Genomic DNA, 22298 nt, shown 5'->3' with positions numbered 1-22298 from the left:
ATGGTCCACTTCGAGCCGGCCGACGAGGTCGCGTCGCTGAGTGCGGCACGTCGCAAGAGCGCGGCCCGCGGCACCGCCGCGACCCGGCCGGTCGAGCTCGAGACGGCGCCGATCGCCGACGAACAACTGGCGCCGGTCACGTATCTCGGAGACGGTGGTCCGGCGGCGTCGAGCGGCCCCGCAGTCGACAGCGGTGCCGGTGCCGGTGCCGGTGCCGGTGCCGACGCTGGTGTCGGTGCCGACGACGGGGACGACACCCCCGAGGGCGTGGCGTCCCGGGCCGCCGCCGATCGCGAGCACGCCGAGGGGGTGCTGCGCCAGCGGCTGCGCGGCCGGTCCCTGTCGGCGGCCGAGGCCCGCACAGTTCTTGGCGGTACGGAGGTCGCTGAGCACGAGATCGAAGAGATCATCGAGCGCTTCATCGAGTTGTCCTACATCGACGAGGGCCGCCTCGCCGATCAGATCGTGCACAGCCACCACGAGCGCAAAGGCCTGGGGCGCTCCGGTGTGCAGGCGGAGATGCGCCGCCGCGGGCTCGATCAGGACCTCATCCTGGAAAAGCTCGACGAAATGCCCGACGACGAGACGGAACGGGCCATCGAAATAGCCGTCAAGCGGGTGGGGCAGCTCGGGCGGCTCGACGACCAGACCATCGACCGTCGACTCAACGCGTTCCTGATGCGCAAGGGCTATTCCTCGTCCATCGTGCGCGTGGCGGTGAAGGCCGCCCTAGCCTCCCGCGGTGGTTCGCCATCGCGGGTGCGGTTCCAGTAGGGAGCGGGTCGGGGCAACCCGGCCCGGTTTCGGAGGTGCCACGCGTAAGCTGGTACCCACTATGACCAGCAGCACCGCTACGCCCCCATTCTCCAGCGCCGAGACGCTGGACCCGCAGCAGTCGGCCCTGCGCACCTCGGCCCTGCGCACCTCGGCCCTGCGCACCTCGGCCCTGAGCGCGCCGACTCTGATTGCTCCAAGCCAGGCGGCGCACGATGCTGAGGGCCGGGCCCGCACCTACGAGGTGCGCACCTTCGGCTGTCAGATGAACGTGCATGACTCCGAACGGCTCAGCGGGTCGCTCGAAGCGGCCGGCTACGTGACGGCCGGCGGGGAGGAAGCCGACATCGTCGTGCTCAACACCTGTGCCGTACGCGAGAACGCCGACAACAAGCTCTACGGCAACCTGGGGCAGCTGGCCTCGGTCAAGCGCCGCCACGACGGCATGCAGATCGCCGTCGGCGGCTGCCTGGCCCAGAAAGACAAGGACGTCATCCTCAAGAAGGCACCCTGGGTCGACGTCGTCTTCGGGACGCACAACATGGGGTCGCTGCCGAGCATGCTCGAGCGTGCACGGCACAACGGCGAGGCCCAGCTCGAAATCCTCGACTCCCTCGAGACCTTCCCCTCGACCCTGCCCACGAAGCGCGATTCGAGCTACAGCGGCTGGGTCTCCATCTCCGTCGGCTGCAACAACACCTGCACGTTCTGCATCGTGCCCGCGCTGCGCGGTAAGGAGAAGGACCGCCGTCCCGGCGAGATCCTCGCCGAAATCCAGGCCCTCGTCGACGACGGGGCAATCGAGGTCACCCTGCTCGGCCAAAACGTCAACTCCTACGGGGTTGAGTTCGGCGACCGTCTCGCCTTCGGCAAGCTGCTGCGCGCGGCCGGCAAGATCGAGGGGCTGGAACGCATCCGTTTCACCAGCCCGCACCCGGCTGCCTTTACCGACGACGTGATCGACGCCATGGCCGAGACGCCGTCGGTCATGCCGCAGTTGCACATGCCGTTGCAGTCCGGCTCGGACCGTATCCTCAAGGCCATGCGCCGCTCCTACCGGTCGGCGCGGTTCCTCGGCATCCTCGACCGCGTGCGCGCGCGGATGCCGCACGCGGCCATCAGCACGGACGTCATCGTCGGCTTCCCCGGCGAGACCGAGGAGGACTTCCAGGAGACCCTGCGGGTCGTGGAGCTGGCCCGGTTCGCCACCGCCTTCACCTTCCAGTACTCCATCCGGCCCGGGACCCCCGCCGCGACGCTGCCCGACCAGGTCCCCAAGGAGATCGTGCAGGATCGTTACGAGCGCCTCGCCGCCCTGCAAGAGCGGATTTCCTGGGAGGAGAACCAGGCTGTGGTCGGTCGAGAGGTCGAACTGCTCGTCGCCAACGGCGAGGGCCGCAAGGACGCCGACACCCGTCGACTCAGCGGCCGCGCCCTTGACAGCCGGCTCGTGCACTTCGACGTGCCGGAAGGCTCGGAACTGCCCCGTCCGGGCGACCTCGTGACCGTCACGGTCACCCAGGCGGCCCCCTTCCACCTGATCGCTGACTCCGTCGACGGGGCTCCGCTGCGCATCCGGCGCACCATCGCCGGCGACGCCTGGGACCGCCTCGAAGCCGAGTCCTGCGGCGTGCCCGGTCACGGCGGAGCAGTCGGCGGGTCTGGCTCGGTCTCCCTCGGCCTGCCGACCCTGCGCCTACCCGACCGGGCCGTGGGCTCGCCCGCGGTGACCAGTTACAGCACCACGCCGATCTACGACGTCACCGACGGGGAGCGCTAGGCAGGTGCCCGGCCCGAACCCGGTGACCGGCGCCGACCCGACGCTGATCGTTGTCGTCGGACCCACCGGCACCGGCAAGTCCGACCTCTCGCTCGACCTCGCCGAACGTCTGGCCGAGGCCGGTCGGGGGGCGGAGATCGTCAACGCCGACGCCATGCAGCTGTACCGCGGCATGGACATCGGCACCGCCAAGCTCACCGTGCTGGAGCGCCGCGGCATCCCGCACCACCTGCTCGACGTGCTGTCGGTCACCGACGAGGCCACCGTCGCCCGCTACCAGACGGAGGCTCGCGCCGCGATCACCGACATCGTGGCGCGCGGCAACGTGCCCATCCTGGTCGGCGGCTCCGGGCTCTACGTGTCCGCCGTGGTCTACGACTTCCAGTTCCCCGGCACGGATGCCGTGCTGCGCGCCCGACTCGAAGCCGACCTGATCGAGCAGGGGCCTGGCGCCCTGTACACCCGGTTGAAGGCCGTGGACCCGGTCGCCGCCGCCCGCATCGGCGCCGGCAACGGTCGGCGCCTCGTGCGCGCCCTCGAGGTCGTTGAGCTGACCGGGGGGCCGCACACCGCCGCCCTGCCCGACGAGCCGGTCTACTGGATGCCCGCGGTCACAGTGGGCCTCCGCGCCCAGCGCGCGGAGCTCACCCCCCGCCTCGACGCCCGGGTGGAGGGCATGTGGGCCCGCGGGCTCGTCGAGGAGGTGCGCGGGCTGATCCCGAGCGGAATCGAGACCGGTGTCACGGCCAGCCGGGCCATCGGCTACGCCCAGGCCCTTGGGCAGCTGACGGGCAGCCTCCGCCGGGCGGAGGCCATCCAGGAGACGCAGCAGTTCACCCGCCGTTACGCGAGACGGCAGGTGAGCTGGTTCAAGCGTTCCCCGCACACCCACTGGATCGACTTCGACGCGCCGGATCGGGTTGACCGGGCGCTGACCCGCCTGGCCGACCCGGAGCAGCCGGCCGAGCACTGGGCGGCCGACCCGGCCTCCTAAACTGGACGGCATGGGTATTGATCTGAACTTCACCAAGGGCCACGGCACCGGGAACGACTTCGTGCTTTTCTCTGATCCCGACGGGCAGATCGACCTCACCCCGAGCCAGATCCGGGCCATCTGCGACCGCCGATTCGGCATCGGTGCCGACGGTATCATCCGCGCGGTGCGCTCCACGAGCCTGGCCGCCGGTGCGATCGCCCTCGCCGAGGACGACGCGGCCGAATGGTTCATGGACTACTGGAACGCCGACGGCACGGTGTCCGAGATGTGCGGCAACGGCATCCGCGTCTACACCCGCTTCCTGGTGGAGCAGGGCCTGACCACGCTCGACCGCGGCGACACGCTCTGCATCGGCACCCGCGGGGGAGTGCGCGACGTGCAGCGCGGCGCAACCGGCTACCAGGTCGACCTCGGCCGGTGGCGCCTCGACGGTATCGAACCGCTCGTTCGGGCGAAGGACCTGCCCGTGGCCCGCCCCGGTCTCGGTATCAACGTGGGCAACCCGCACGTGGTCGTGGCCCTGGCCGACGACGACGAGCTCGCAGGCGTCGACCTCACCTTCGTGCCGCAGCTCGACCCTGACCCGGCGGCCGGGGCGAACATCGAGTTCGTGCTTCCGGGCGATCCGCTCGTCGTGAACGGTGTCGGCCGCATCCGGATGCGCGTGCACGAGCGCGGCAGCGGCGAAACACTCTCCTGCGGTACGGGGGCGGCAGCGGCGGCCCTCGCCACCCGGCACTGGGCCGGCGCGGGTGCCCCGAACCAGTGGCAGGTCGAGGTCACCGGCGGCACGCTCGGCGTGCGCATGTTCCCGACCGAGGACGGCGAGCACGTCTCACTGTCGGGTCCGGCGGAACTCGTGTTCGACGGGGTCTTCCGCCTCGGCTGAGTATTAGCTCGGGGCGATGGGCCGCGACGCGGTCTAGTCCTGGCGTTTCACCCGCAGGACCCGGAAGCCCTTGCTGATGGAGTGCCGTGAGGTGCTGTATTCGGCGGGCAGGTCGCCGTCGAGCCAGCGCTGCAGGGAGTCGGAGCCGAGGTTGCGCTGCACGACGAGCCAGGCATCCGAACCCGGCTCCAGGCGCGGCAGCCAGGTACGCAGCATGGTGTGCAGTTCGGTTTTGCCGACCCGGATCGGGGGATTCGACCAGATGGTGCGGAACGTCACGTGGGCGGGCATCTGATCGGGCAGCACCGCGGTGATGTTGGTGAGGCCGAGCTTCTCCGCGTTCAGCCGCACCAGGTCGAGCGCCCGCTCGTTAACGTCGACGGCCCAGATCGTGGCGCGGGGTGAGGCGAGGGCCAAGTGCAGGCTGATCGGACCCCAGCCGCAGCCCAGGTCGAGGAAATCGCCGCCGGGCGGCGGGGTCGGCGCGTTGTTCAAGAGCACCTGGGTGCCGGTGTCGATGTGCTCCGGGCTGAAGACCGAATTGGCTGTGGTCAGCTCGCGTTCTTGGCCTCCCAATCGAACGGTCACCTGGCGGAGTTTCAGGGTGCTGTCGGGTGCCGGGGTGAAGTAGTGGTCGGAAGGCATAGAGGGAACTTACCGTGCATCGAGGAAGTATTGTTAAAGGAATGACTGAGTCACATCTGCCCGACGACACCGACGACGTGGTCGCCCGCGTTCTTGCCAGCGCTGATAGCAAGGCTGCCGGCTATTCGCTGTTCCGCAGCGGCTCCGCGCAGGCTCTGCAGGCCGAATCCGGCCCGTCGCACGACGACGAGGGCCACGACGGCGTGCAGCAGGACCGCGAGGACCGCAACGCGCTGCGCCGCGTGCCCAGCCTCTCCACCGAACTCGAGGACGTCACCGAGGTCGAGTACCGCCAGCTCCGGCTGGAGAACGTCGTCCTGATCGGCCTGTACACGCACGGGACCGTCGCGGACGCCGAGAACTCCATGCGCGAACTCGCCGCGCTGGCCGAGACCGCCGGCGCCACCGTTCTCGACGGCCTCATGCAGCGCCGGGCGAAGCCCGACGCCAGCACCTACCTCGGCAAGGGCAAGGCCGAAGAGGTGGCCGGCATCGTCAAGGCGATGGGCGCCGACACCGTCATCGCCGACACCGAGCTGGCGCCCAGCCAGCGGCGCGCCCTCGAGGACGTCGTCAAGGTGAAGGTCATCGACCGCACCGCCGTGATCCTCGACATCTTCAGTCAGCACGCCAAGAGCCGCGAGGGAAAGGCCCAGGTCGAACTCGCCCAGCTCGAATACCTGCTTCCCCGCCTGCGCGGCTGGGGCGACTCGATGTCCCGCCAGGCCGGAGGCCAGGTGGGCGGCGCCGGTGCAGGCATGGGTTCGCGCGGCCCCGGCGAGACCAAGATCGAGCTGGACCGCCGGCGCATCCACACCCGGATGTCCCGCCTCCGCAAGCAGATCCTCGAGATGAAACCTGCTCGCGAGGCCAAGCGGGCCAACCGCAAGCGCAACGCCGTGCCATCCGTCGCCATCGTCGGTTACACCAACGCCGGCAAGTCGAGCCTGCTCAACCGCATCACCCGGGCCGGCGTACTCGTCGAGAACTCCCTGTTCGCCACCCTGGACGCCACGGTGCGCAAGTCGACGACGGCCGACGGGCTGCTCTACACGCTGACGGACACCGTCGGGTTCGTGCGGAACCTGCCCCACCAGCTGGTGGAGGCGTTCCGGTCCACCCTCGAGGAGGTCGCCGACGCCAACGTCATCGTGCACGTCGTCGACGGCTCGCACCCTGACCCGGCGAGCCAGCTTGCCACAGTGCGCGAGGTCATCGCCGAGGTCGGCGCCCGGGAGATCCCGGAGGTCGTCGTCTTCAACAAGAGCGACCTGATCAGCGATGATGACGGGCTCGTGCTGCGCGGACTCTGGCCGAAGGGCATTTTCGTCTCGGCCCGCACCGGCGAGGGCATCCAGGAACTGCTCGCGACCATCTCGGACCTGCTGCCGCGGCCGTCGATCAGGCTCGAGTTGCTCATCCCCTACGAGCGGGGAGACCTGATCGCGGTGCTGCACGATCAGGGCACGGTGCTGTCCACCGAGTACGCCGAGACCGGCACCCGGGTTACGGCTCTGGTGACTGATGAGATCCGGGCGCTGTTCGAGCCGTTCGCCGTGCCGCCGGCCGTCACCGGCTGACCGCCGCCGGCTTCGCTCCGCGTACCTTGGCAGGCCTTCGCCTGCCGATGTCCGCACTCCTCCGGCCTGCCTGAGCCGCTCCGGCGCCAGCTGATGACATATTCGGTCACAGACCTGCTGGGCACCGGGCGTGCTTGTTAGAGTCTTCTCAATCGTTGCCGCCGGTCTCCTGACCGGCGGCATGGAGCGACAGCCGAGCCCGGCACCCGCCCGCGAACGTCCGCCTGGCTTGCCGGGCGGTCCGCGGCCGCCCGGCCCCCGGTGACTGACACTGGCAACTGTCGAATGAGGAGCAATGCCCCACACCTCGGATCCTGCGTGCCGGAAAATCCCGTTCTCATTCGAGTTGTATCCGCCCACCTCGGATGCCGCCACCTCCGTGCTGCACGCCACTATCGAGCGGCTGGCCGCGGCCGGCCCGGAATTCATCTCGGTCACCTACGGTGCGAACGGCTCCTCCCGGCGCTCCTCCCTGGACGTGCTCACCCACATCCTGCGCACCACCACCGTGGACCCGCTGGCCCACCTCACCTGCGTGGGCTCGTCCAACGCGGAAGCGAGCCAGCTGATCCGGGAGTTTCTGGACGCCGGGGTGCGGAGCTTCCTGGCCCTGCGTGGCGACCCGCCGGAAGGCATTCGGGAGGGTGAGGCCTTCCTCGGCGACCTGGGCAGCGCCGCGGAACTGGTGCAGCTGATCCACCGGGTGCAGGCCGAGCGGGTGCCGTACCGCGAGGCCGTGATCCCTGGACTCCCTGCCGCCCGCACGATCAAGCGGGAACGGGAGAAGGTACGCATCGCCGTGGCCGCCTTCCCGAACGGCCACCCGCGCTCCCGGTCGGCCACCCAGGACATCGACGCGCTCCTGGCCAAGCAGGCCGCCGGCGCCAACCTGGCGATCACGCAACTCTTCTTTCACGCCGACCACTACCTCAGCTTCATCCTGCGAGCTCGTGCCGCCGGGGTCGAATTCCCGATCCTGCCCGGGATCATGCCGGTCACGAGCCCGGCCCGCCTGCGCCGCATCCTCGAGTTGTCCGGTGAGGAACTGCCGTCCGAGCTGGCGATCGCGCTCGAGGTGGAGCCGACGAAGGAAGGCCAGCGTGAGATCGGCATCCGTCAGGCCACCGAACTGGCCCGGGAACTCATCGCCGGCGGTGCCCCCGGGCTGCACCTCTACGCCTTCAACCAGCACGAGACCGTGCTCGCCGTGCTCGACGGCTGCGGTCTGCTCACCCCCACCCTGCCTGCTTCCGCACAGCCTGCCCCTCACCCCGTCAAGGAGAACCGATGACCCACTCTTCCGCCTTTTCCGCCTTTCCCGCCGGCACCATCCTGGGCTACCCGCGCATCGGGCCGCGCCGCCAACTGAAGAAGGCCGTCGAAGCGTTCTGGACCGGATCGGTCAGCGCCGACGAGCTCGAGGCGACCGCGGCCGCCCTGCGTCAGAGCACCAGGGAGCGCCTCGTGCTGCTGGGACTCGGCCGGGACGACTCGTCCATCCCGGAATCGTTCTCCTACTACGACCAGATGTTGGATGCCCTGTGCACGGTGGGCGCCGTCCCCGCCCGGTTCGCGCATCTGCGGGGCGCGGACGGCCACCTCGACCTGGCCGGCTACTTCACCCTCGCCCGCGGCGAAGGGGAGAATCCGCCGCTGGAGATGACCAAATGGTTCGACACCAACTACCACTACCTGGTGCCGGAGATCGGCCCCGAGACCGAGTTCACCCTCGCCGGCACCCGCCTGGTGCGCGAGTTCGAGGAGGCGAAGGCGGCCGGATTCCTGACCCGGCCCGTCATCGTCGGCCCGGTCACCTTCCTGCTGCTGAGCAAGCCCAGCGACGAGGCCCCGGCCGGATTCAGTCCGCTTGACCGCCTCGACGACCTTGTGCCGGTCTACGCCGCCCTCCTGCAGCGGCTGCGCGCCGCCGGAGCCGAATGGGTGCAGCTCGACGAGCCTGCCCTGGTCAGCGAGAGCATCGACACCCCGAGAACGGATGCCCTCGCCGGCCTCCGCTTCGCCTACAACACCCTCGGCGCCCTCGCCGAGCGTCCCGCCCTGTTCGTCGCCGCGCCGTACGGCAGCCTCGACGACGCCCTACCCGTTCTTGCCATCACCCCGGTGGAAGCCATTGGGCTTGACCTCGTGCGGGGAAGCGTGCCGGCGGAGACCCCCGGACTGGACACGACCACTCTCGTGGCCGGCATCATTGACGGCCACAATATCTGGCGCGGCGACCTGGCCGCCGCCTTCGACACGGCGGCCGGCCTGGTCCGCCTCTCGCCGCGGATCTCGGTTTCCACCTCAACCTCGCTGCTGCACGTTCCCCACGACGTCGACGATGAATCGGCGCTGGACGACGACCTGAAGAGCTGGCTGGCCTTTGCGGATCAGAAGGTCGCGCAGGTTGCCACACTCGCCCGCGGCCTCAGTCTGGGTCGCCGTGCCATCGAGACCGACCTCTCTGCGGCCTCCGCGGCCCTCGACGCGCGGGGGGTGGCTCCCGGAGTCCACGATGGCGCCGTTCGGGTGCGCGCCGACGCGCTCGCTCCGGGCGACTTCACCCGGGGCGCCTACGCAGACCGAGTGGCAGCCCAGGAGATGGCCCTCGGGCTGCCGTTCCTGCCGACGACCACGATCGGATCCTTCCCGCAGACCGGGGACATCCGTCGGGCCAGGGCGCAGCTGGTACTTGGGGTGCTGAGCACCGCGGAATACCGGGACCTGATGCGCGCCGAAATCCGTCGGGTCGTCGCGTTGCAGGAAGACATCGGCCTCGACGTGATCGTGCACGGGGAGCCGGAACGCAACGACATGGTGCAGTACTTCGCCGAGAACCTGGACGGCTTCGCGGTCACCGAGAACGGCTGGGTGCAGTCCTACGGCAGCCGGTGCGTGCGCCCGTCGATCCTCTGGGGTGACGTGTCCCGACCGCGGCCCATCACGGTCGAGTGGTCGGCGTTCACGCAGGGGCTGACGCCCAAGCCCGTCAAGGGGATGCTCACCGGTCCGGTCACGATCCTCGCGTGGTCGTTCGTGCGCGACGACCAGCCGCTGGGCGAGACGGCCAGGCAGGTGGCCCTGGCCCTCCGGGACGAGATCGCCGACCTGGAGACGGCCGGCATTCAGATCGTCCAGGTCGACGAGCCCGCGCTGCGGGAGTTGCTGCCATTGAAGCAGAAGGACCAGGCGGAATACCTCGACTGGTCGGTGGGGTCCTTCCGCCTGGCGACGGCCGGTGCGGCCGTGGCCACCCAGATCCACACCCACCTCTGCTACTCGGAGTTCGGGGTGGTCATCGACGCGATCCGCAACCTGGACGCCGATGTGACCAGCATCGAGGCGGCACGCTCTCGCATGGAGGTGGTGGGCGATATCCGGTCCCAGGGCTTCGACCACGGTATCGGCCCGGGAGTGTGGGACATCCACTCGCCGCGTGTGCCGAGCGTATCCGAACTCACCGACCTGCTCGAGCGCGCCGCGGCAGCCATCCCGGCCACCCGGCTCTGGGTGAACCCCGACTGCGGCCTCAAAACCCGCGGCTACGCCGAAACCGTCCAGTCCCTGCACAACATGCTCGCCGCCACCCGCATCCTCCGCGCCCGCCTGACCTCCTCCGTCTCCGCCTGACCCCGCCTCCACCCACACAAAAGCCGGGCACGACACCAAAAACAGTGTTCGTGCCCGGCCCACAAGACCCGGATCACAAGACCCGACCGAAATAACCATGGTGACTCAACGCACGCGCGTCTCCACGACGCTGGTCGAAACCGTCGAGACCAAGAGTCGGACTGAAGTGCTGAAGTGCTGAAGTGCTGAAGTGCTGATGTGCTGTAGTGCTGATGCCCTAAACCGACCGCAGCACTGCCACAACCTTCCCCAGAATCTCGGCGTGATCGCCGACGATGGGTTCGAAGTTGGTGTTGCGGGGCAGTAGCCAGGTGTGCCCGTCGCGCTGGCGGAAGACCTTGACGGTTGCCTCGTTGTCGAGCATGGCTGCAACGATTTCACCGTTTTCGGCGGTCTTCTGCTGCCGCACGACGACCCAGTCGCCGTCCATTATGGCGGCGTCGATCATCGATTCGCCCGACACCTTGAGCATGAACAGGTCGCCCTTGCCCACCAGCTGGCGGGGTAGCGGGAAGATCTCGTCGATCTGCTGTTCGGCGGTGATCGGGATGCCGGCGGCGATTCGACCGACGAGCGGAACCATGGCGGCGTCGCCGACCTGCACTCCGGTGTGGAAACTCTCCGAGGCTCCGGCCGTCGTGTCTTCGGGCGACTGCGGAATCTCGATGAGCACCTCCAGTGCTCGGGGACGGTTCGGGTCTCGGCGGAGGTAACCGCTCAGTTCCAGCTGGTTGAGCTGGTGGGTGACGCTCGACAGTGACGACAGGCCGACGGCGTCGCCGATCTCGCGCATGCTCGGCGGATAGCCGCGTTGGCTGACCGAGCGCTGGATGACGTCGAGGATGGCGAGCTGCTTCTCGCTGAGGCTCTTGCGCCGTCTGGTGCCGCCCTTGTCGCGGGGACCGCTGGTGTTCTGTGCCACGTTCGTCGCTCCTCGTTTTGATTGATGCGCTGGCGGCAAACAGCGAATGCCGCCGATTCACGCGAATGTCGGGGGTGCCTGATTGAGTGTCAATCAACAATCGAAACTGTATCCGCGTTGAGCCCATTAAACAAACATGTATTCGAGTGGGTCGGAGTAAATATTTCAGAAACTACCGAATAAAGCTTGATTGTTCGAATAATCGAATATACATTCGGAACATAAGTTCGCATCCGGCTCTCCCGGCCGAGAGTCGGATGCGTCTTCTCACAGGAGGTATGACATGAGCACTGCACTTGAACGAGGCGCCCCCATCGCGACCGGACGCACCCGGCTCCGACTCACCCGGCGCGGTCGCGTCGTTTTCACGTCCCTGGCTGCCTTGCCGCTCGTAGCCGTGGCCCTGGCCGTCGCCCTCAACGGAGGCATCGCCGCCGCCGAGAACTCAACCGTCGCTCGCGTGGCCACGGCCTTCGACTACGTCACTATCAAGTCGGGGCAGTCGCTCTGGCAACTTGCCGAGACAATCGCGCCCACGTCCGATCCGCGCGAGGTGATCGCCGAGATTGTGAGCCTCAACCAGCTGCCGTCCGACAGCGTGCAGCCCGGTCAGCGGCTGGCGCTTCCGAACGACCTGTGAACTACCCGCGGCGAGCCCCCGCCGGTCTCACCCCGGTAACATGGGGGGAGTGACCAGTCTCAACGATCTGCCCCTTCGCGATAATCTGCGCGGACTCACTCCCTATGGGGCGCCGCAGTTGCACGTGCCGGTGGCTCTCAACGTGAACGAGAACACCCACGGCATCCCGGCTGAGGTGGCGCAGGACATCGTGGCGGCATTGGCTCTGGCGGTCACGACCGTGAACCGATACCCCGATCGGGAGTTCACCGAGCTGCGGGATTCCCTCGCCCGTTATCTTGGTCACGGCCTCACCCGAAAGAACATTTGGGCCGCCAACGGTTCCAACGAGGTTCTTCAGCAGGTGCTGCAGGCCTTCGGCGGCCCGGGTCGGTCCGTGCTCGGCTTCGCGCCGACCTACTCCATGTACCCTCTGCTCGCCTCCGGCACCGGCACCCGCTGGATCGCGGGTGGTCGTGACGCAAAGTTCGAACTCTCACCGGCCACGGCGCTCGAGTGGGTCGACCGGGTTGCCCCTGACGTCGTCTTCCTCTGCTCGCCGAACAACCCCACCGGCACGCCCCTGTCCCTGGAAACGATCGAGGCCGTCTACGATGCGAGCGACGGCATCGTCGTCGTCGACGAGGCGTACGCCGAGTTCGGGACGGATGACGCGCCAACCGCCCTGAGCCTGCTTCCCGGCCGGGAGCGCCTGCTGGTGTCCCGCACCATGAGCAAGGCGTTCGCCTTCGCCGGTGTGCGCGTCGGCTATCTGGCCGCCGATCCCGCTGTGACGGATGCCCTCCGCTTGGTTCGTCTGCCCTACCACCTGTCCGCGCTCACCCAGGCTGCCGCGGTCGCCGCGCTCGTCCACACGCCCGCGATGCTTGCCATGGTCGACGACATCCGCGGGCAGCGGGACCGCATCGTGAGCGAACTGGCCCGGCTTGGCTACACTCCGCTGCGCAGTGCGAGCAACTTCGTGCTGTTCGGCGGCGTTGAGGACCCTCGGGCCACCTTCGAGGCGCTGCTGGCGGAAGGCATCCTTGTGCGCGACGTCGGCATCCCGGGCCACCTGCGGGTCAGCGCCGGCACCGAGGCCGAGACCACGGCGTTCCTCGACGCCCTCGAGGCGCTTGGGCGGTCGTGAACGGCTCGGGCCAATAAACTAGCCGTATGAGCTTCTCTTTCGCGACCACCTCGCCCCGTTTCGCCCACCTGCAGCGCGAGACCAGCGAGTCGAGCATCGACCTGTCGCTCAATCTCGACGGCACCGGTGAGTCGGACATCCAGACGTCGGTCCCGTTCTTCGATCACCTGCTCACGGCCTTCGCGAAACACTCGTTGACCGACCTCACCGTGCGCGCCCGCGGCGACATCGAGATCGATGTGCACCACACGGTCGAGGACGTCGGCATCCTGCTCGGCCAGGCGATCAAGCAGGCTCTCGGGGACAAATCCGGCATCTCCCGCTACGGTGACGCCGTCGTGCCGCTCGACGAGGCCCTCGTACAGGCCGTCGTCGACATTTCCGGGCGCCCCTACCTCGTGCACCAGGGCGAGCCGGCCGGTTTCGAGTTCCACCTGATCGGCGGCCACTTCACCGGCTCCATGGTGCGCCACGTGTTTGAGGCTATCGCCTTCAACGGCGGCCTCACGGTGCACGTCACCGTGCAGGGCGGCCGCGACCCGCACCACATCGCCGAAGCCGAATTCAAGGCGTTCGCCCGCGCGTTCCGCCAGGCGAAGGCGCTCGACCCGCTGGTGTCCGGCGTCCCCTCGACCAAGGGTGCGCTGTGACCAGCGTCGTTGTCCTCGACTACGGCACCGGAAACGTGCACTCCGCCGTCAAGGCACTCGAACTCGCCGGGGCCGAGGTGACGCTGACCAGCGACCGCCGTCAGGCGCTTGAGGCCGACGGGCTCGTCGTGCCCGGCGTGGGCGCGTTCAGCGCCGTCATGCAGGCTCTGAAGGCGGTGCACGGCGACGAGATCATCGACCGCCGGATCGCGGGCGGACGCCCGGTGCTGGGCATCTGCGTGGGCATGCAGATCATGTTCGAGCACGGCGTCGAACGCGGCGTGGACACGGAGGGGCTGGGCGAATGGCCCGGCACCGTGACGCAGCTGACGGCGCCGGTGCTGCCGCACATGGGCTGGGACACGGTCACGCCGGGGGAGGGCTCGACGCTGTTCCATGGCCTCGAGCAGGAGCGCTTCTACTTCGTGCACTCCTACGCCGCCCAGGAATGGTCCCTCGACGTCATGCCACCGTTCCCGAAACCGATTCTCACCTGGTCCGAGCACGGACAACCTTTCCTGGCCGCCATCGAGAACGGACCGCTTACCGCCACCCAGTTCCACCCGGAGAAATCCGGTGAGGCAGGCATCCGTCTGCTCCATAACTGGCTCGGCACAGTCAAGAACTGACCTTGACTTTTCCCTGACTGACCTGGTCGCCGCGACCATTCCCAACCGAGGACACCCATGACTGTGAATACCCCTTCCCTCCGTCTCGTTCTGCTGCCCGCCGTGGATGTGGCCGACGGCAAGGCCGTTCGCTTGACCCAGGGCGAAGCCGGCACCGAGACCAATTACGGCGACCCCGTCGACGCGGCACTTGACTGGGCCCGCCAGGGCGCCGAGTGGATCCACCTCGTCGACCTCGACGCGGCCTTCGGTCGCGGCAACAACACGGATGTCATCCGCACTGTGATCCGCGAGGTCACGGGCGTGAAGATCGAGCTATCCGGCGGGATCCGCGACGACGCGTCGCTGGACGCGGCCCTGAACGCGGGCGTCAGCCGGATCAACCTGGGCACCGCGGCACTGGAGAACCCGGAGTGGGCGGCGCAGGTCATCGCCCGGCACGGTGACGCCGTCGCCGTCGGGCTCGACGTGCGCGGAACCACCCTCGCCGCCCGCGGCTGGACCAGGGAGGGAGGGGACCTCTGGGAGGTGCTCGCCCGTCTCGAGGAGGCTGGCTGCTCGCGCTACGTCGTCACCGATGTGACCAAGGACGGCACGTTGCAAGGCCCCAACATCGACCTGCTCCGCCAGATGATGGAGCGCACTGACCGACCGGTCGTCGCCTCCGGCGGCATCTCCAGCCTCGACGACCTCTGCGCATTGCGCGAACTTGTACCGCTCGGACTCGAGGGCGCGATCGTCGGAAAAGCCCTCTACGCGGGGGCGTTCACCCTGGGCGAGGCGCTGGATGTCGCGGGCGCGTAACCTCGGCTCCACCGGCCTTCCCGGCGGACCCGGAGGGGGCGACTCCGCCGGGCAACCGTGGGAGGGACGACAGTTTGAGCCCAACATGCACAGCGACGACGACGGGCTCGCGCCCGAGCCGCTGCTGGCGGCCGTGCGCCGCTTCCAGGCTCGGGAGGCCGGCGAAGAGACGGTGGTCGACGCCATCCGTGGCTCACGGCTGCTCGTTCCCCTGGTGACCGAACTCGGCCAATCGGGCACTACCGAAGTTGGCCTCCGCGGCGACAAGACCCAGGAACTGTCGATCATCACCGTGGCCGGGCCTGACGGCCGCACGGTGCTTCCCGTGTTCTCCTCGGTCGCGGCGATGACGGCGTGGAACACGCAGGCCCGGCCGGTCCCGGCCGACGGCGTGCGCGTCGCGCTGGCCGCGGCTCAGGAGAACACCGATCTGGTCGTGCTCGATCCGACCGCGCCCACCGAGTTCGTGGTGCGGCGCCCGGCCCTGTGGGCCATCGCCCAGTCCCTGCCCTGGACCCCCAGCTATGCCAGTCGCGACGTCGCGGATGCCTTTGCCGACTCCGTGGCCACCGAACTGAGTGTGCTCGGGGTTGAGCTGGCCCCCGGCGACCCGGCCGCCCGCCTCGCCGGACCGGAACTAATTGTGCGTCTCGAGCTCGTGGACGGCCTGACCCGCATCGAGCTCGACGCGACCCTCGCCCGGCTCGCGGCTCGCTGGTCATCGAGCGACGTCATCGCCACCCAGGTGGACTCCCTCACCGTGCAGCTGCTGCCCTCCGCCTAGGCGGCCTCTATCATCGTCGGCGGTTCCGGGCCCCGGGCTCCGGGCCCCGGGCTCCGCGCTCCGCGTTCCGCCCGCGCCCCCGCCACGGACGAATTCGACGGAGATTGTGGCAAAATCGGTCCTGGATGTCCGGGAAAGCCCGTTTTAGCTCAGAATCTCCGTCGAATTGGTTCGAGTGGCCCGGCTCAGGCGGATCGACGAGGATAGTCGTATGAACGAGGTTCTGCACCGATTCACCCCGGCCACCCGCGCCTGGTTCGCGCAGGCCTTCGCCGCACCCACCGAGGCCCAGCTCGGGGCGTGGGACGCCATCTCTCGGGGCTCGCACGCGCTGGTGGTGGCCCCCACCGGGTCAGGTAAGACCCTCGCCGCGTTCCTCTGGGCCATCGACCGCCTGGCCGCGGATACTGCAGAGGCCGCAGATGTCTCGGAAGCCTCGGCGCGTCCTGACCGGGTCACCGCGCCGGGAACCCGCGTGCTCTACATCTCGCCGCTCAAGGCGCTCGGCGTCGACGTGGAACGCAATCTGCGGGCCCCGCTGGTGGGCATCGTCCAGGCTGCCGAGCGCCTCGGGTTCGCCCCGCCCCGGGTGACCGTCGGCGTGCGGTCGGGGGATACCCCGGCCACGGAACGCCGAAGCCTGGTCAAAACGCCGCCGGACATCCTGATCACCACGCCAGAATCGCTGTTCCTCATGCTCACCTCGGCGGCGCGGGAATCGTTGCGCGCCGTGGACACGGTCATCATCGACGAGGTGCACGCGGTCGCGGCGAGCAAGCGCGGCGCGCACCTGGCCGTCTCACTGGAACGGCTCGACGACCTGCTCGCCCGCCCGGCCCAGCGCATCGGACTGTCGGCTACCGTGCGACCGGCCGCCGAGGTCGCCCGGTTCCTCGGAGGGTCCGCACCGGTGGAGATCGTCGCACCGGTGTCGACCAAACGATTCGACCTCAGCGTGGTCGTTCCCGTCGACGACATGAGCCAGGTCGGCACGGTACCGGTGCGGGAGGGTTCAACGGCCGCCGCCGCCCCACAGACCGGGTCCATCTGGCCGCATGTGGAAGAGGCAATCGTCGACGAGGTGCTGGCGCACACCTCCTCGATCGTGTTCGCCAACTCCCGCCGTCTGGCCGAACGGCTGACCGCGCGCTTCAACGAGATCTACGCCCAACGCCTCGAGGACGAGCTCGTGCCCGCCGCGATGCCGGCCGTGATGACCGAGCGGATGCCTGCCCTCGTGCCCGTCCGCACTGCGGCACCCGGCCCGCCGGCCGCGCTCATGGGCGCCAGCGGCCAGAGCGCCGGGGCCGAGCCGCTGCTTGCCCGCGCCCACCACGGCTCCGTCAGCAAGGAGCAGCGCGCACTGATCGAAGACGACCTGAAAGCCGGGCGGCTGCGCTGCGTGGTGGCGACGTCCAGCCTCGAACTCGGCATCGACATGGGCGCCGTCGACCTGGTCGTGCAGGTGGAGTCGCCGCCGTCCGTGGCCAGCGGGCTGCAGCGAATCGGCCGGGCCGGGCACCAGGTGGGCGAGGTCTCCCGGGGCGTGATCTTCCCCAAACACCGGGCCGATCTCATCCATGCGGCCGTCGCCGCCGAGCGCATGGCCGCCGGCCTGATCGAATCCCTGCAGGTGCCGTCCAACCCACTCGACATCCTCGCCCAGCAGACCGTGGCGGCGACCGCCCTCGAACCCATCCACGCGGAGGAGTGGTTCGACACCGTGCGCCGCAGCGCCCCCTTCCACACCCTCCCGCGGTCGGCCTACGAGGCCACCCTCGACCTGCTTGCCGGCCGGTATCCCTCCGACCAGTTCGCCGAGCTGCGCCCCCGCATCGTCTGGGACCGGGAGACGGGCATCCTCACCGGGCGCCCGGGCGCGCAACGGCTCGCGGTGACCAGCGGCGGCACGATCCCCGACCGCGGCCTGTTCGGCGTCTTCATGGTCGGCGGCGACCAGGCCACCGGCCGCCGGGTGGGGGAGCTCGACGAGGAGATGGTCTACGAGTCCCGGGTCGGCGACGTCTTCGCCCTCGGTACGACGAGCTGGCGTATCCAGGAGATCACCCACGACCGGGTGCTCGTGCTGCCCGCCTTCGGTGAACCGGGGCGGCTGCCGTTCTGGAAGGGCGACGGCCTCGGCCGGCCTGCCGAGCTCGGTGAGGCGATCGGCGCGTTCCTGCGCGAGGTCTCGGCGCTCCCCGACGCGGAGGCCCGGGTGCGCTGCCGGGCCGGCGGCCTCGACGAGCGGGCCGTTGACAACCTCCTGGCCTTCCTCGCCGAGCAGCGCGCCGCGACCGGTCAGGTCCCGACCGATCGCACCCTCCTCGTCGAGCGGTTCCGAGACGAGCTCGGCGACTGGCGGGTGGTGCTGCACTCCCCGTTCGGCCTGCAGGTGCACGCGCCCTGGGCCCTCGCCGTGGGCGCCCGGGTGCGGGAGCGCTACGGGCTCGACGGGGCCTGCGTGGCCAGTGACGACGGCATCGTCGTGCGCATCCCCGACACCGAGTCCGACCCACCCGGAAGCTCCCTCTTCGTCTTCGACCCGACCGAGCTCGAACAGATGGTCACCGACGAAGTCGGCGGGTCGGCCCTGTTCGCCGCCCGGTTCCGCGAGTGCGCCGCGCGGGCACTGCTGCTCCCGCGCTACAACCCGGGCCGGCGGTCGCCGCTCTGGCAGCAGCGCCAGAAGGCCGCGCAGCTGCTCGACGTGGCCCGCACCTTCCCGACCTTCCCGATCATCCTCGAAACCGTGCGCGAGTGCCTGCAGGACGTCTACGACCTGCCCGCCCTCTTGGCCCTCACCCGCCGCATCGACAGTCGCGCCCTGCGCCTGGTCGAGACCCAGACGGATGCCGCGAGCCCGTTCGCGAGCACCCTCCTCTTCGGCTACGTGGCCGCGTTCATGTACGAGGGAGATTCCCCGCTCGCCGAGCGGCGCGCCACCGCCCTCTCGCTCGATTCCAGCTTGCTGGCCGAGTTGCTCGGTCGGGTGGAGCTGCGCGAGCTGCTCGACCCGGCCGTGATCGAGCAGACCGACCTGGAACTGCAGCGGCTGCCGGCCGACCGGAAGGCGCGCGGAGTCGAGGGCATCGCCGACCTGCTCCGCGGCCTCGGACCGCTCACCACGGCGGAGGTGGCCGCCCGCCTCGACCCCGCCGTGTCACCGGGCGCCGCCGAGGGCGTGCAGGTGCTTTTCGACGCCCGGCGCATCATCCCGGTCGGTTTCGCCGGGCAGCAGTGGTGGGCGGCCATCGAAGACGCCGCCCGGCTTCGCGACGCCCTCGGCGTCCCCCTGCCGCAGGGGGTCCCGGCCGTGTTCACCGAGCCGGTGCCGGACCCGCTCGGCGACCTGGTCAGCCGGTACGCCCGCACCCACGGCCCGTTCACTCTCACCGACGTGGCCGCGCGCTTCGGGCTCGGTCCGGCCGTGGCGCTCGTCGCCCTCCGGCGGCTGGCCGGGGCCCGCCGCCTCCTCGAGGGCGAGTTCCGGCCGCACGGCACCGGCAGCGAGTGGTGCGACGCCGAGGTGCTGAGGCGCCTCCGCCGCCGCTCCCTGGCCGCGCTCCGGCACGAGGTCGAGCCGGTCGACCAGGTCACAATGGGCCGGTTCCTGCCGGCCTGGCAGCATGTGGGCGGGCGCCTGCGCGGGATCGACGGGGTCGCATCCGTGATCGAACAGTTGGAGGGGGCGCGCATCCCGGCATCCGCCTGGGAGACGCTTGTGCTGCCTTCCCGCGTCGCAGACTACCGGGCGGGCATGCTCGACGAGCTCACCAATACGGGCGAGGTGCTCTGGGCCGGCGCCGGCACGCTGGCCGGCAACGACGGCTGGATCAGCCTGCACCTGCGCGACACGGCGCCGCTCACCCTGCCGCTGCCCACCCCGCTGGAGACCACTGCGCTCCAGCAGGAGATTCTGACCACCCTGGCCGGCGGCGGGGCCTTCTTCTTCCGTCAACTCGCGGATGCCGTCGGCAGCCAGGACGACGCCGGCCTCGCCGCCGCCCTCTGGGACCTGGTCTGGGCGGGACTGGTGGGCAACGACACCTTCGCCCCCGTACGCGCCCTGCTCTCCGGCGGGCGCGCGGCGCACAGCACCCGCCGGGCCGCCCCGCGAGCCCGGCTGCACGGCGGCCGCATCCCCGCGCGTAGCACCCTCCCGTCCCGCACCGGGCCACCGACCGTATCCGGGCGCTGGTCGATCGTTCCGGTCGCCGATGACTCGCCCACCCGTCGGGCGCACGCCCTCGGCGAGACCCTGCTCGAACGCTACGGCGTCGTCACCCGGGGCGCGGTGATGGGGGAGGGCGTGACGGGCGGCTTCGCCCTCGTCTACCGCACCCTCAGCGGCTTCGAGGAGATGGGGCGGTGCCGGCGCGGCTACTTCATCGAGGGTCTCGGGGCCGCCCAGTTCGCCACGGTCGGCACGATCGACCGGCTGCGCTCCTACGTCGCCGAGGCACAGCATCCGGAACCGGTGGCGATCACCCTCGCCGCCACCGACCCGGCGAACCCCTACGGCTCGGTGCTGCCCTGGCCTCCGCTGCCCGAGGGCACCGGGCACCGCCCCGGACGGAAGGCCGGCGCGCTGGTCGTGCTCGTCGACGGGGCCTTGGTGCTCTACGTCGAACGCGGCGGCAAGACCGTGCTCGCGTTCGACGGAGCGGCCGGGAACGGAGCGGCTGGGAATGGTGCCGACGGGAACGGTGCCGACGGGAACCGTGAACCCGCCGTCGAAAATGGCGGACCGACTGCGGTCCTGACCCTCGCCGCCGCGACCCTTGCCGGCACGGTCACCGCCGGGCGGGTTCCGAAGCTCGGCGTGGAGACCGTCAACGGCGTGTTCGTGATCGGAACAGCGGTGGGCACCGCCCTGCTCGCGGCCGGATTCGGTGTCACCCCGCGGGGAGTGAAGCTGCATGCCTGAGGGTGACACCGTCTACCGCACCGCGTGGAACCTCGACCAGGCCCTGCACGGAGCCCGGCTCACCCGCTGCGACGTGCGGGTGCCGGCGTTCGCCACCGTCGACCTGACCGGGCAGACCGTGCACGAGGTTCTCAGCCGCGGGAAGCACCTGCTGATGCGCGTGGGGGAGGCCAGCATCCACTCTCACCTGAAAATGGAGGGGTCGTGGCACCTCTACCGTCATGGGAGCGCCTGGCGCCGCCCCGCGTTCCAGGCGCGCATCGTTCTCGAGACGGTGGAGTGGGTGGCTGTGGGCTTCGAACTCGGGCTGCTCGAGGTGGTGCCGCTCAATCAGGAGGCCGCGCTCCTCGACTACCTCGGACCTGACCTCCTCGGCCCCGACTGGGATGCGGCCGAAGCCGTGCGTCGCCTCGAATCACGTCCCGCGCAACCCATCGCGGTGGCGCTCGCCGACCAGGGCAACCTCGCCGGGCTCGGCAACGTTTACGTGAACGAGCTGGGTTTCCTTCGCGGCCTGCTGCCGTCCCGGCCGGTGGCCGAGGTGACGGATGTCCTGGGCCTCGTCGCTCTCGCCCGCCGCCTGATCCTGGCGAACCGTGACCGCACCGAGCGGATCACGACCGGCAATGCCCGGCGCGGCATGCAGAGCTGGGTCTACGGCCGCGCCGGCCAGCCCTGCCGGCGCTGCGGTACCGCGGTCGAGCAGGGCCGGCTCGGCCGCACCGAGCTCGAATTGCGGGTCACCTACTGGTGCCCGCGCTGCCAGACCTGAGCTCGTGGCCCCGTAGCGGCTCTGGCCCGAACCAATTCGACCGCAGAAACCCCCGCCGGAGTCGACGGGGTTTTCCACGGTGCTAGGTCACTTCAGGGAGCCGCACCGCGACCCATCCGAGCCGGCTGTTCGTCCCTAGTTGACCGGCCCGGTAAACTTTTCGCCCGGACCCTGGCCGATCGCGTCGGGGATGGCCGAGGCCTCCCGGAACGCCAGCTGCAGCGATCGCAGACCGTCGCGCAGGCTGCGCGCGTGCATGTCGGCGATGTCGGGGGCCGCGGCGGTGATCAGGCCGGCGAGGGCCGTGATCAGCTTGCGCGCCTCGTCAAGGTCGGTCTGGTTCTCCGGGTCGTCGGCCAGGCCCACCTTGACCGCGGCGGCGCTCATCAGGTGAACGGATGCCGTCGTGATGATCTCCACGGCCGGCACGTCGGCGATATCGCGTGTTGCCTGGGCTGCATCCTGCTCGTTGCTGTTGGTCACTGCATTCCTCTGTTAGACTCGACCGGGCTCCGAGATGCAAGTCTCGGTACGAAAGTGGATAATCTCCCACCCGCGCATACCGCTTCATAAAGGTTACCGGGTAGTTGCACTCCGCCTTCGCGGCGCTGGACTCCAACAGGAATCCGGTCCACGTGGGTAGACAGGGTGTCGTCTGTGATATTCGGGCAGTTTTCTCCGACTGTCCAGACGCGTTTTTCCTCTCTTCGTCTCCGGGCGACATCCGTCTCCTGGCTGTAGCC

At 69.5% G+C, this 22298-nt stretch carries 18 protein-coding genes; 15 read left to right on the top strand and 3 right to left on the bottom strand.

Features of this window, described 5'->3' with window-relative positions; genetic code table 11:
- The 4 genes from CXY81_RS14545 to dapF all read left to right on the top strand — a co-directional run bounded on the left by CXY81_RS14545 (position 1) and on the right by dapF (position 4440).
- Entirely contained in the window at positions 1–774 is a 774-nt protein-coding gene (locus CXY81_RS14545; protein ID WP_104195277.1) for a regulatory protein RecX, read from the top strand.
- Between the two features lie 61 nt (positions 775–835).
- On the top strand, positions 836–2554 hold the full coding sequence (gene miaB, locus CXY81_RS14540) for a tRNA (N6-isopentenyl adenosine(37)-C2)-methylthiotransferase MiaB (protein ID WP_104195276.1): 1719 nt from the start codon (positions 836–838) through the stop codon (positions 2552–2554).
- Positions 2555–2558: 4 nt separating this feature from the next.
- The gene (gene miaA / locus CXY81_RS14535; protein WP_233194198.1) at positions 2559–3548 is read left to right on the top strand and encodes a tRNA (adenosine(37)-N6)-dimethylallyltransferase MiaA; all 990 of its coding nucleotides are present in this window, start codon (positions 2559–2561) and stop codon (positions 3546–3548) included.
- A 10-nt stretch (positions 3549–3558) separates the two neighbouring features.
- Positions 3559–4440, top strand: a complete 882-nt coding sequence (dapF, locus tag CXY81_RS14530) for a diaminopimelate epimerase (protein ID WP_104195275.1) — start codon at positions 3559–3561, stop codon at positions 4438–4440.
- A gap of 33 nt (positions 4441–4473) precedes the next feature.
- On the opposite strand, the gene CXY81_RS14525 is transcribed toward dapF, so the two are convergent.
- Positions 4474–5085 (bottom strand): class I SAM-dependent methyltransferase, encoded by a 612-nt coding sequence (locus tag CXY81_RS14525; RefSeq protein ID WP_104195274.1) that lies wholly within the window; start codon positions 5083–5085, stop codon positions 4474–4476.
- Positions 5086–5126: 41 nt separating this feature from the next.
- Here CXY81_RS14525 and hflX point away from each other — a divergent pair, with 41 nt between their 5' ends.
- The 3 genes from hflX to metE all read left to right on the top strand — a co-directional run bounded on the left by hflX (position 5127) and on the right by metE (position 10295).
- A complete protein-coding gene (hflX, locus tag CXY81_RS14520; protein WP_104170104.1) occupies positions 5127–6665 on the top strand; it encodes a GTPase HflX in 1539 nt (512 codons plus the stop codon).
- A 295-nt stretch (positions 6666–6960) separates the two neighbouring features.
- Positions 6961–7956 (top strand): methylenetetrahydrofolate reductase, encoded by a 996-nt coding sequence (locus CXY81_RS14515; protein ID WP_104170103.1) that lies wholly within the window; start codon positions 6961–6963, stop codon positions 7954–7956.
- Entirely contained in the window at positions 7953–10295 is a 2343-nt protein-coding gene (gene metE / locus CXY81_RS14510; RefSeq protein ID WP_104195273.1) for a 5-methyltetrahydropteroyltriglutamate--homocysteine S-methyltransferase, read from the top strand. The genes CXY81_RS14515 and metE overlap by 4 nt, the downstream gene beginning before the upstream one ends.
- A gap of 217 nt (positions 10296–10512) precedes the next feature.
- Here metE and lexA read toward each other — a convergent pair whose 3' ends face one another.
- On the bottom strand, positions 10513–11217 hold the full coding sequence (lexA, locus tag CXY81_RS14505) for a transcriptional repressor LexA (RefSeq protein WP_104101199.1): 705 nt from the start codon (positions 11215–11217) through the stop codon (positions 10513–10515).
- A gap of 283 nt (positions 11218–11500) precedes the next feature.
- Here lexA and CXY81_RS14500 point away from each other — a divergent pair, with 283 nt between their 5' ends.
- From CXY81_RS14500 to CXY81_RS14465, 8 genes are all read left to right on the top strand, one after another.
- Positions 11501–11857, top strand: a complete 357-nt coding sequence (locus tag CXY81_RS14500; protein ID WP_104195272.1) for a LysM peptidoglycan-binding domain-containing protein — start codon at positions 11501–11503, stop codon at positions 11855–11857.
- 49 nt (positions 11858–11906) lie between these two features.
- Positions 11907–12986: a histidinol-phosphate transaminase gene (locus CXY81_RS14495; RefSeq protein WP_369828400.1), complete on the top strand. Its 1080-nt coding sequence runs from the start codon at positions 11907–11909 to the stop codon at positions 12984–12986.
- Positions 12987–13012: 26 nt separating this feature from the next.
- Complete coding sequence (hisB, locus tag CXY81_RS14490; RefSeq protein ID WP_104101207.1) at positions 13013–13636, top strand: imidazoleglycerol-phosphate dehydratase HisB; 624 nt, start codon at positions 13013–13015, stop codon at positions 13634–13636.
- Complete coding sequence (hisH, locus tag CXY81_RS14485) at positions 13633–14265, top strand: imidazole glycerol phosphate synthase subunit HisH (RefSeq protein WP_104170099.1); 633 nt, start codon at positions 13633–13635, stop codon at positions 14263–14265. The genes hisB and hisH overlap by 4 nt, the downstream gene beginning before the upstream one ends.
- Before the next feature lie 57 nt (positions 14266–14322).
- Complete coding sequence (gene priA / locus CXY81_RS14480; RefSeq protein WP_104195271.1) at positions 14323–15069, top strand: bifunctional 1-(5-phosphoribosyl)-5-((5-phosphoribosylamino)methylideneamino)imidazole-4-carboxamide isomerase/phosphoribosylanthranilate isomerase PriA; 747 nt, start codon at positions 14323–14325, stop codon at positions 15067–15069.
- Positions 15053–15853 carry an SseB family protein gene (locus CXY81_RS14475; RefSeq protein ID WP_104195270.1) on the top strand — a complete coding sequence of 267 codons (801 nt, stop codon included), beginning with the start codon at positions 15053–15055 and terminating at the stop codon, positions 15851–15853. Before priA ends, CXY81_RS14475 begins: the two co-directional genes overlap by 17 nt.
- Before the next feature lie 211 nt (positions 15854–16064).
- Complete coding sequence (locus tag CXY81_RS14470) at positions 16065–20783, top strand: ATP-dependent helicase (RefSeq protein ID WP_104195269.1); 4719 nt, start codon at positions 16065–16067, stop codon at positions 20781–20783.
- The gene (locus CXY81_RS14465) at positions 20776–21555 is read left to right on the top strand and encodes a DNA-formamidopyrimidine glycosylase family protein (RefSeq protein ID WP_104101222.1); all 780 of its coding nucleotides are present in this window, start codon (positions 20776–20778) and stop codon (positions 21553–21555) included. Before CXY81_RS14470 ends, CXY81_RS14465 begins: the two co-directional genes overlap by 8 nt.
- 135 nt (positions 21556–21690) lie before the next feature.
- On the opposite strand, the gene CXY81_RS14460 is transcribed toward CXY81_RS14465, so the two are convergent.
- Positions 21691–22038 (bottom strand): DUF1844 domain-containing protein, encoded by a 348-nt coding sequence (locus CXY81_RS14460; RefSeq protein WP_104101224.1) that lies wholly within the window; start codon positions 22036–22038, stop codon positions 21691–21693.
- Positions 22039–22298 lie beyond the last annotated feature (260 nt).

The sequence above is a fragment of the Cryobacterium sp. M25 genome (assembly GCF_002929635.1).
Classification (GTDB): Bacteria; Actinomycetota; Actinomycetes; order Actinomycetales; family Microbacteriaceae; genus Cryobacterium; species Cryobacterium sandaracinum.
This window is presented reverse-complemented; position numbering and strand designations above follow the sequence as displayed.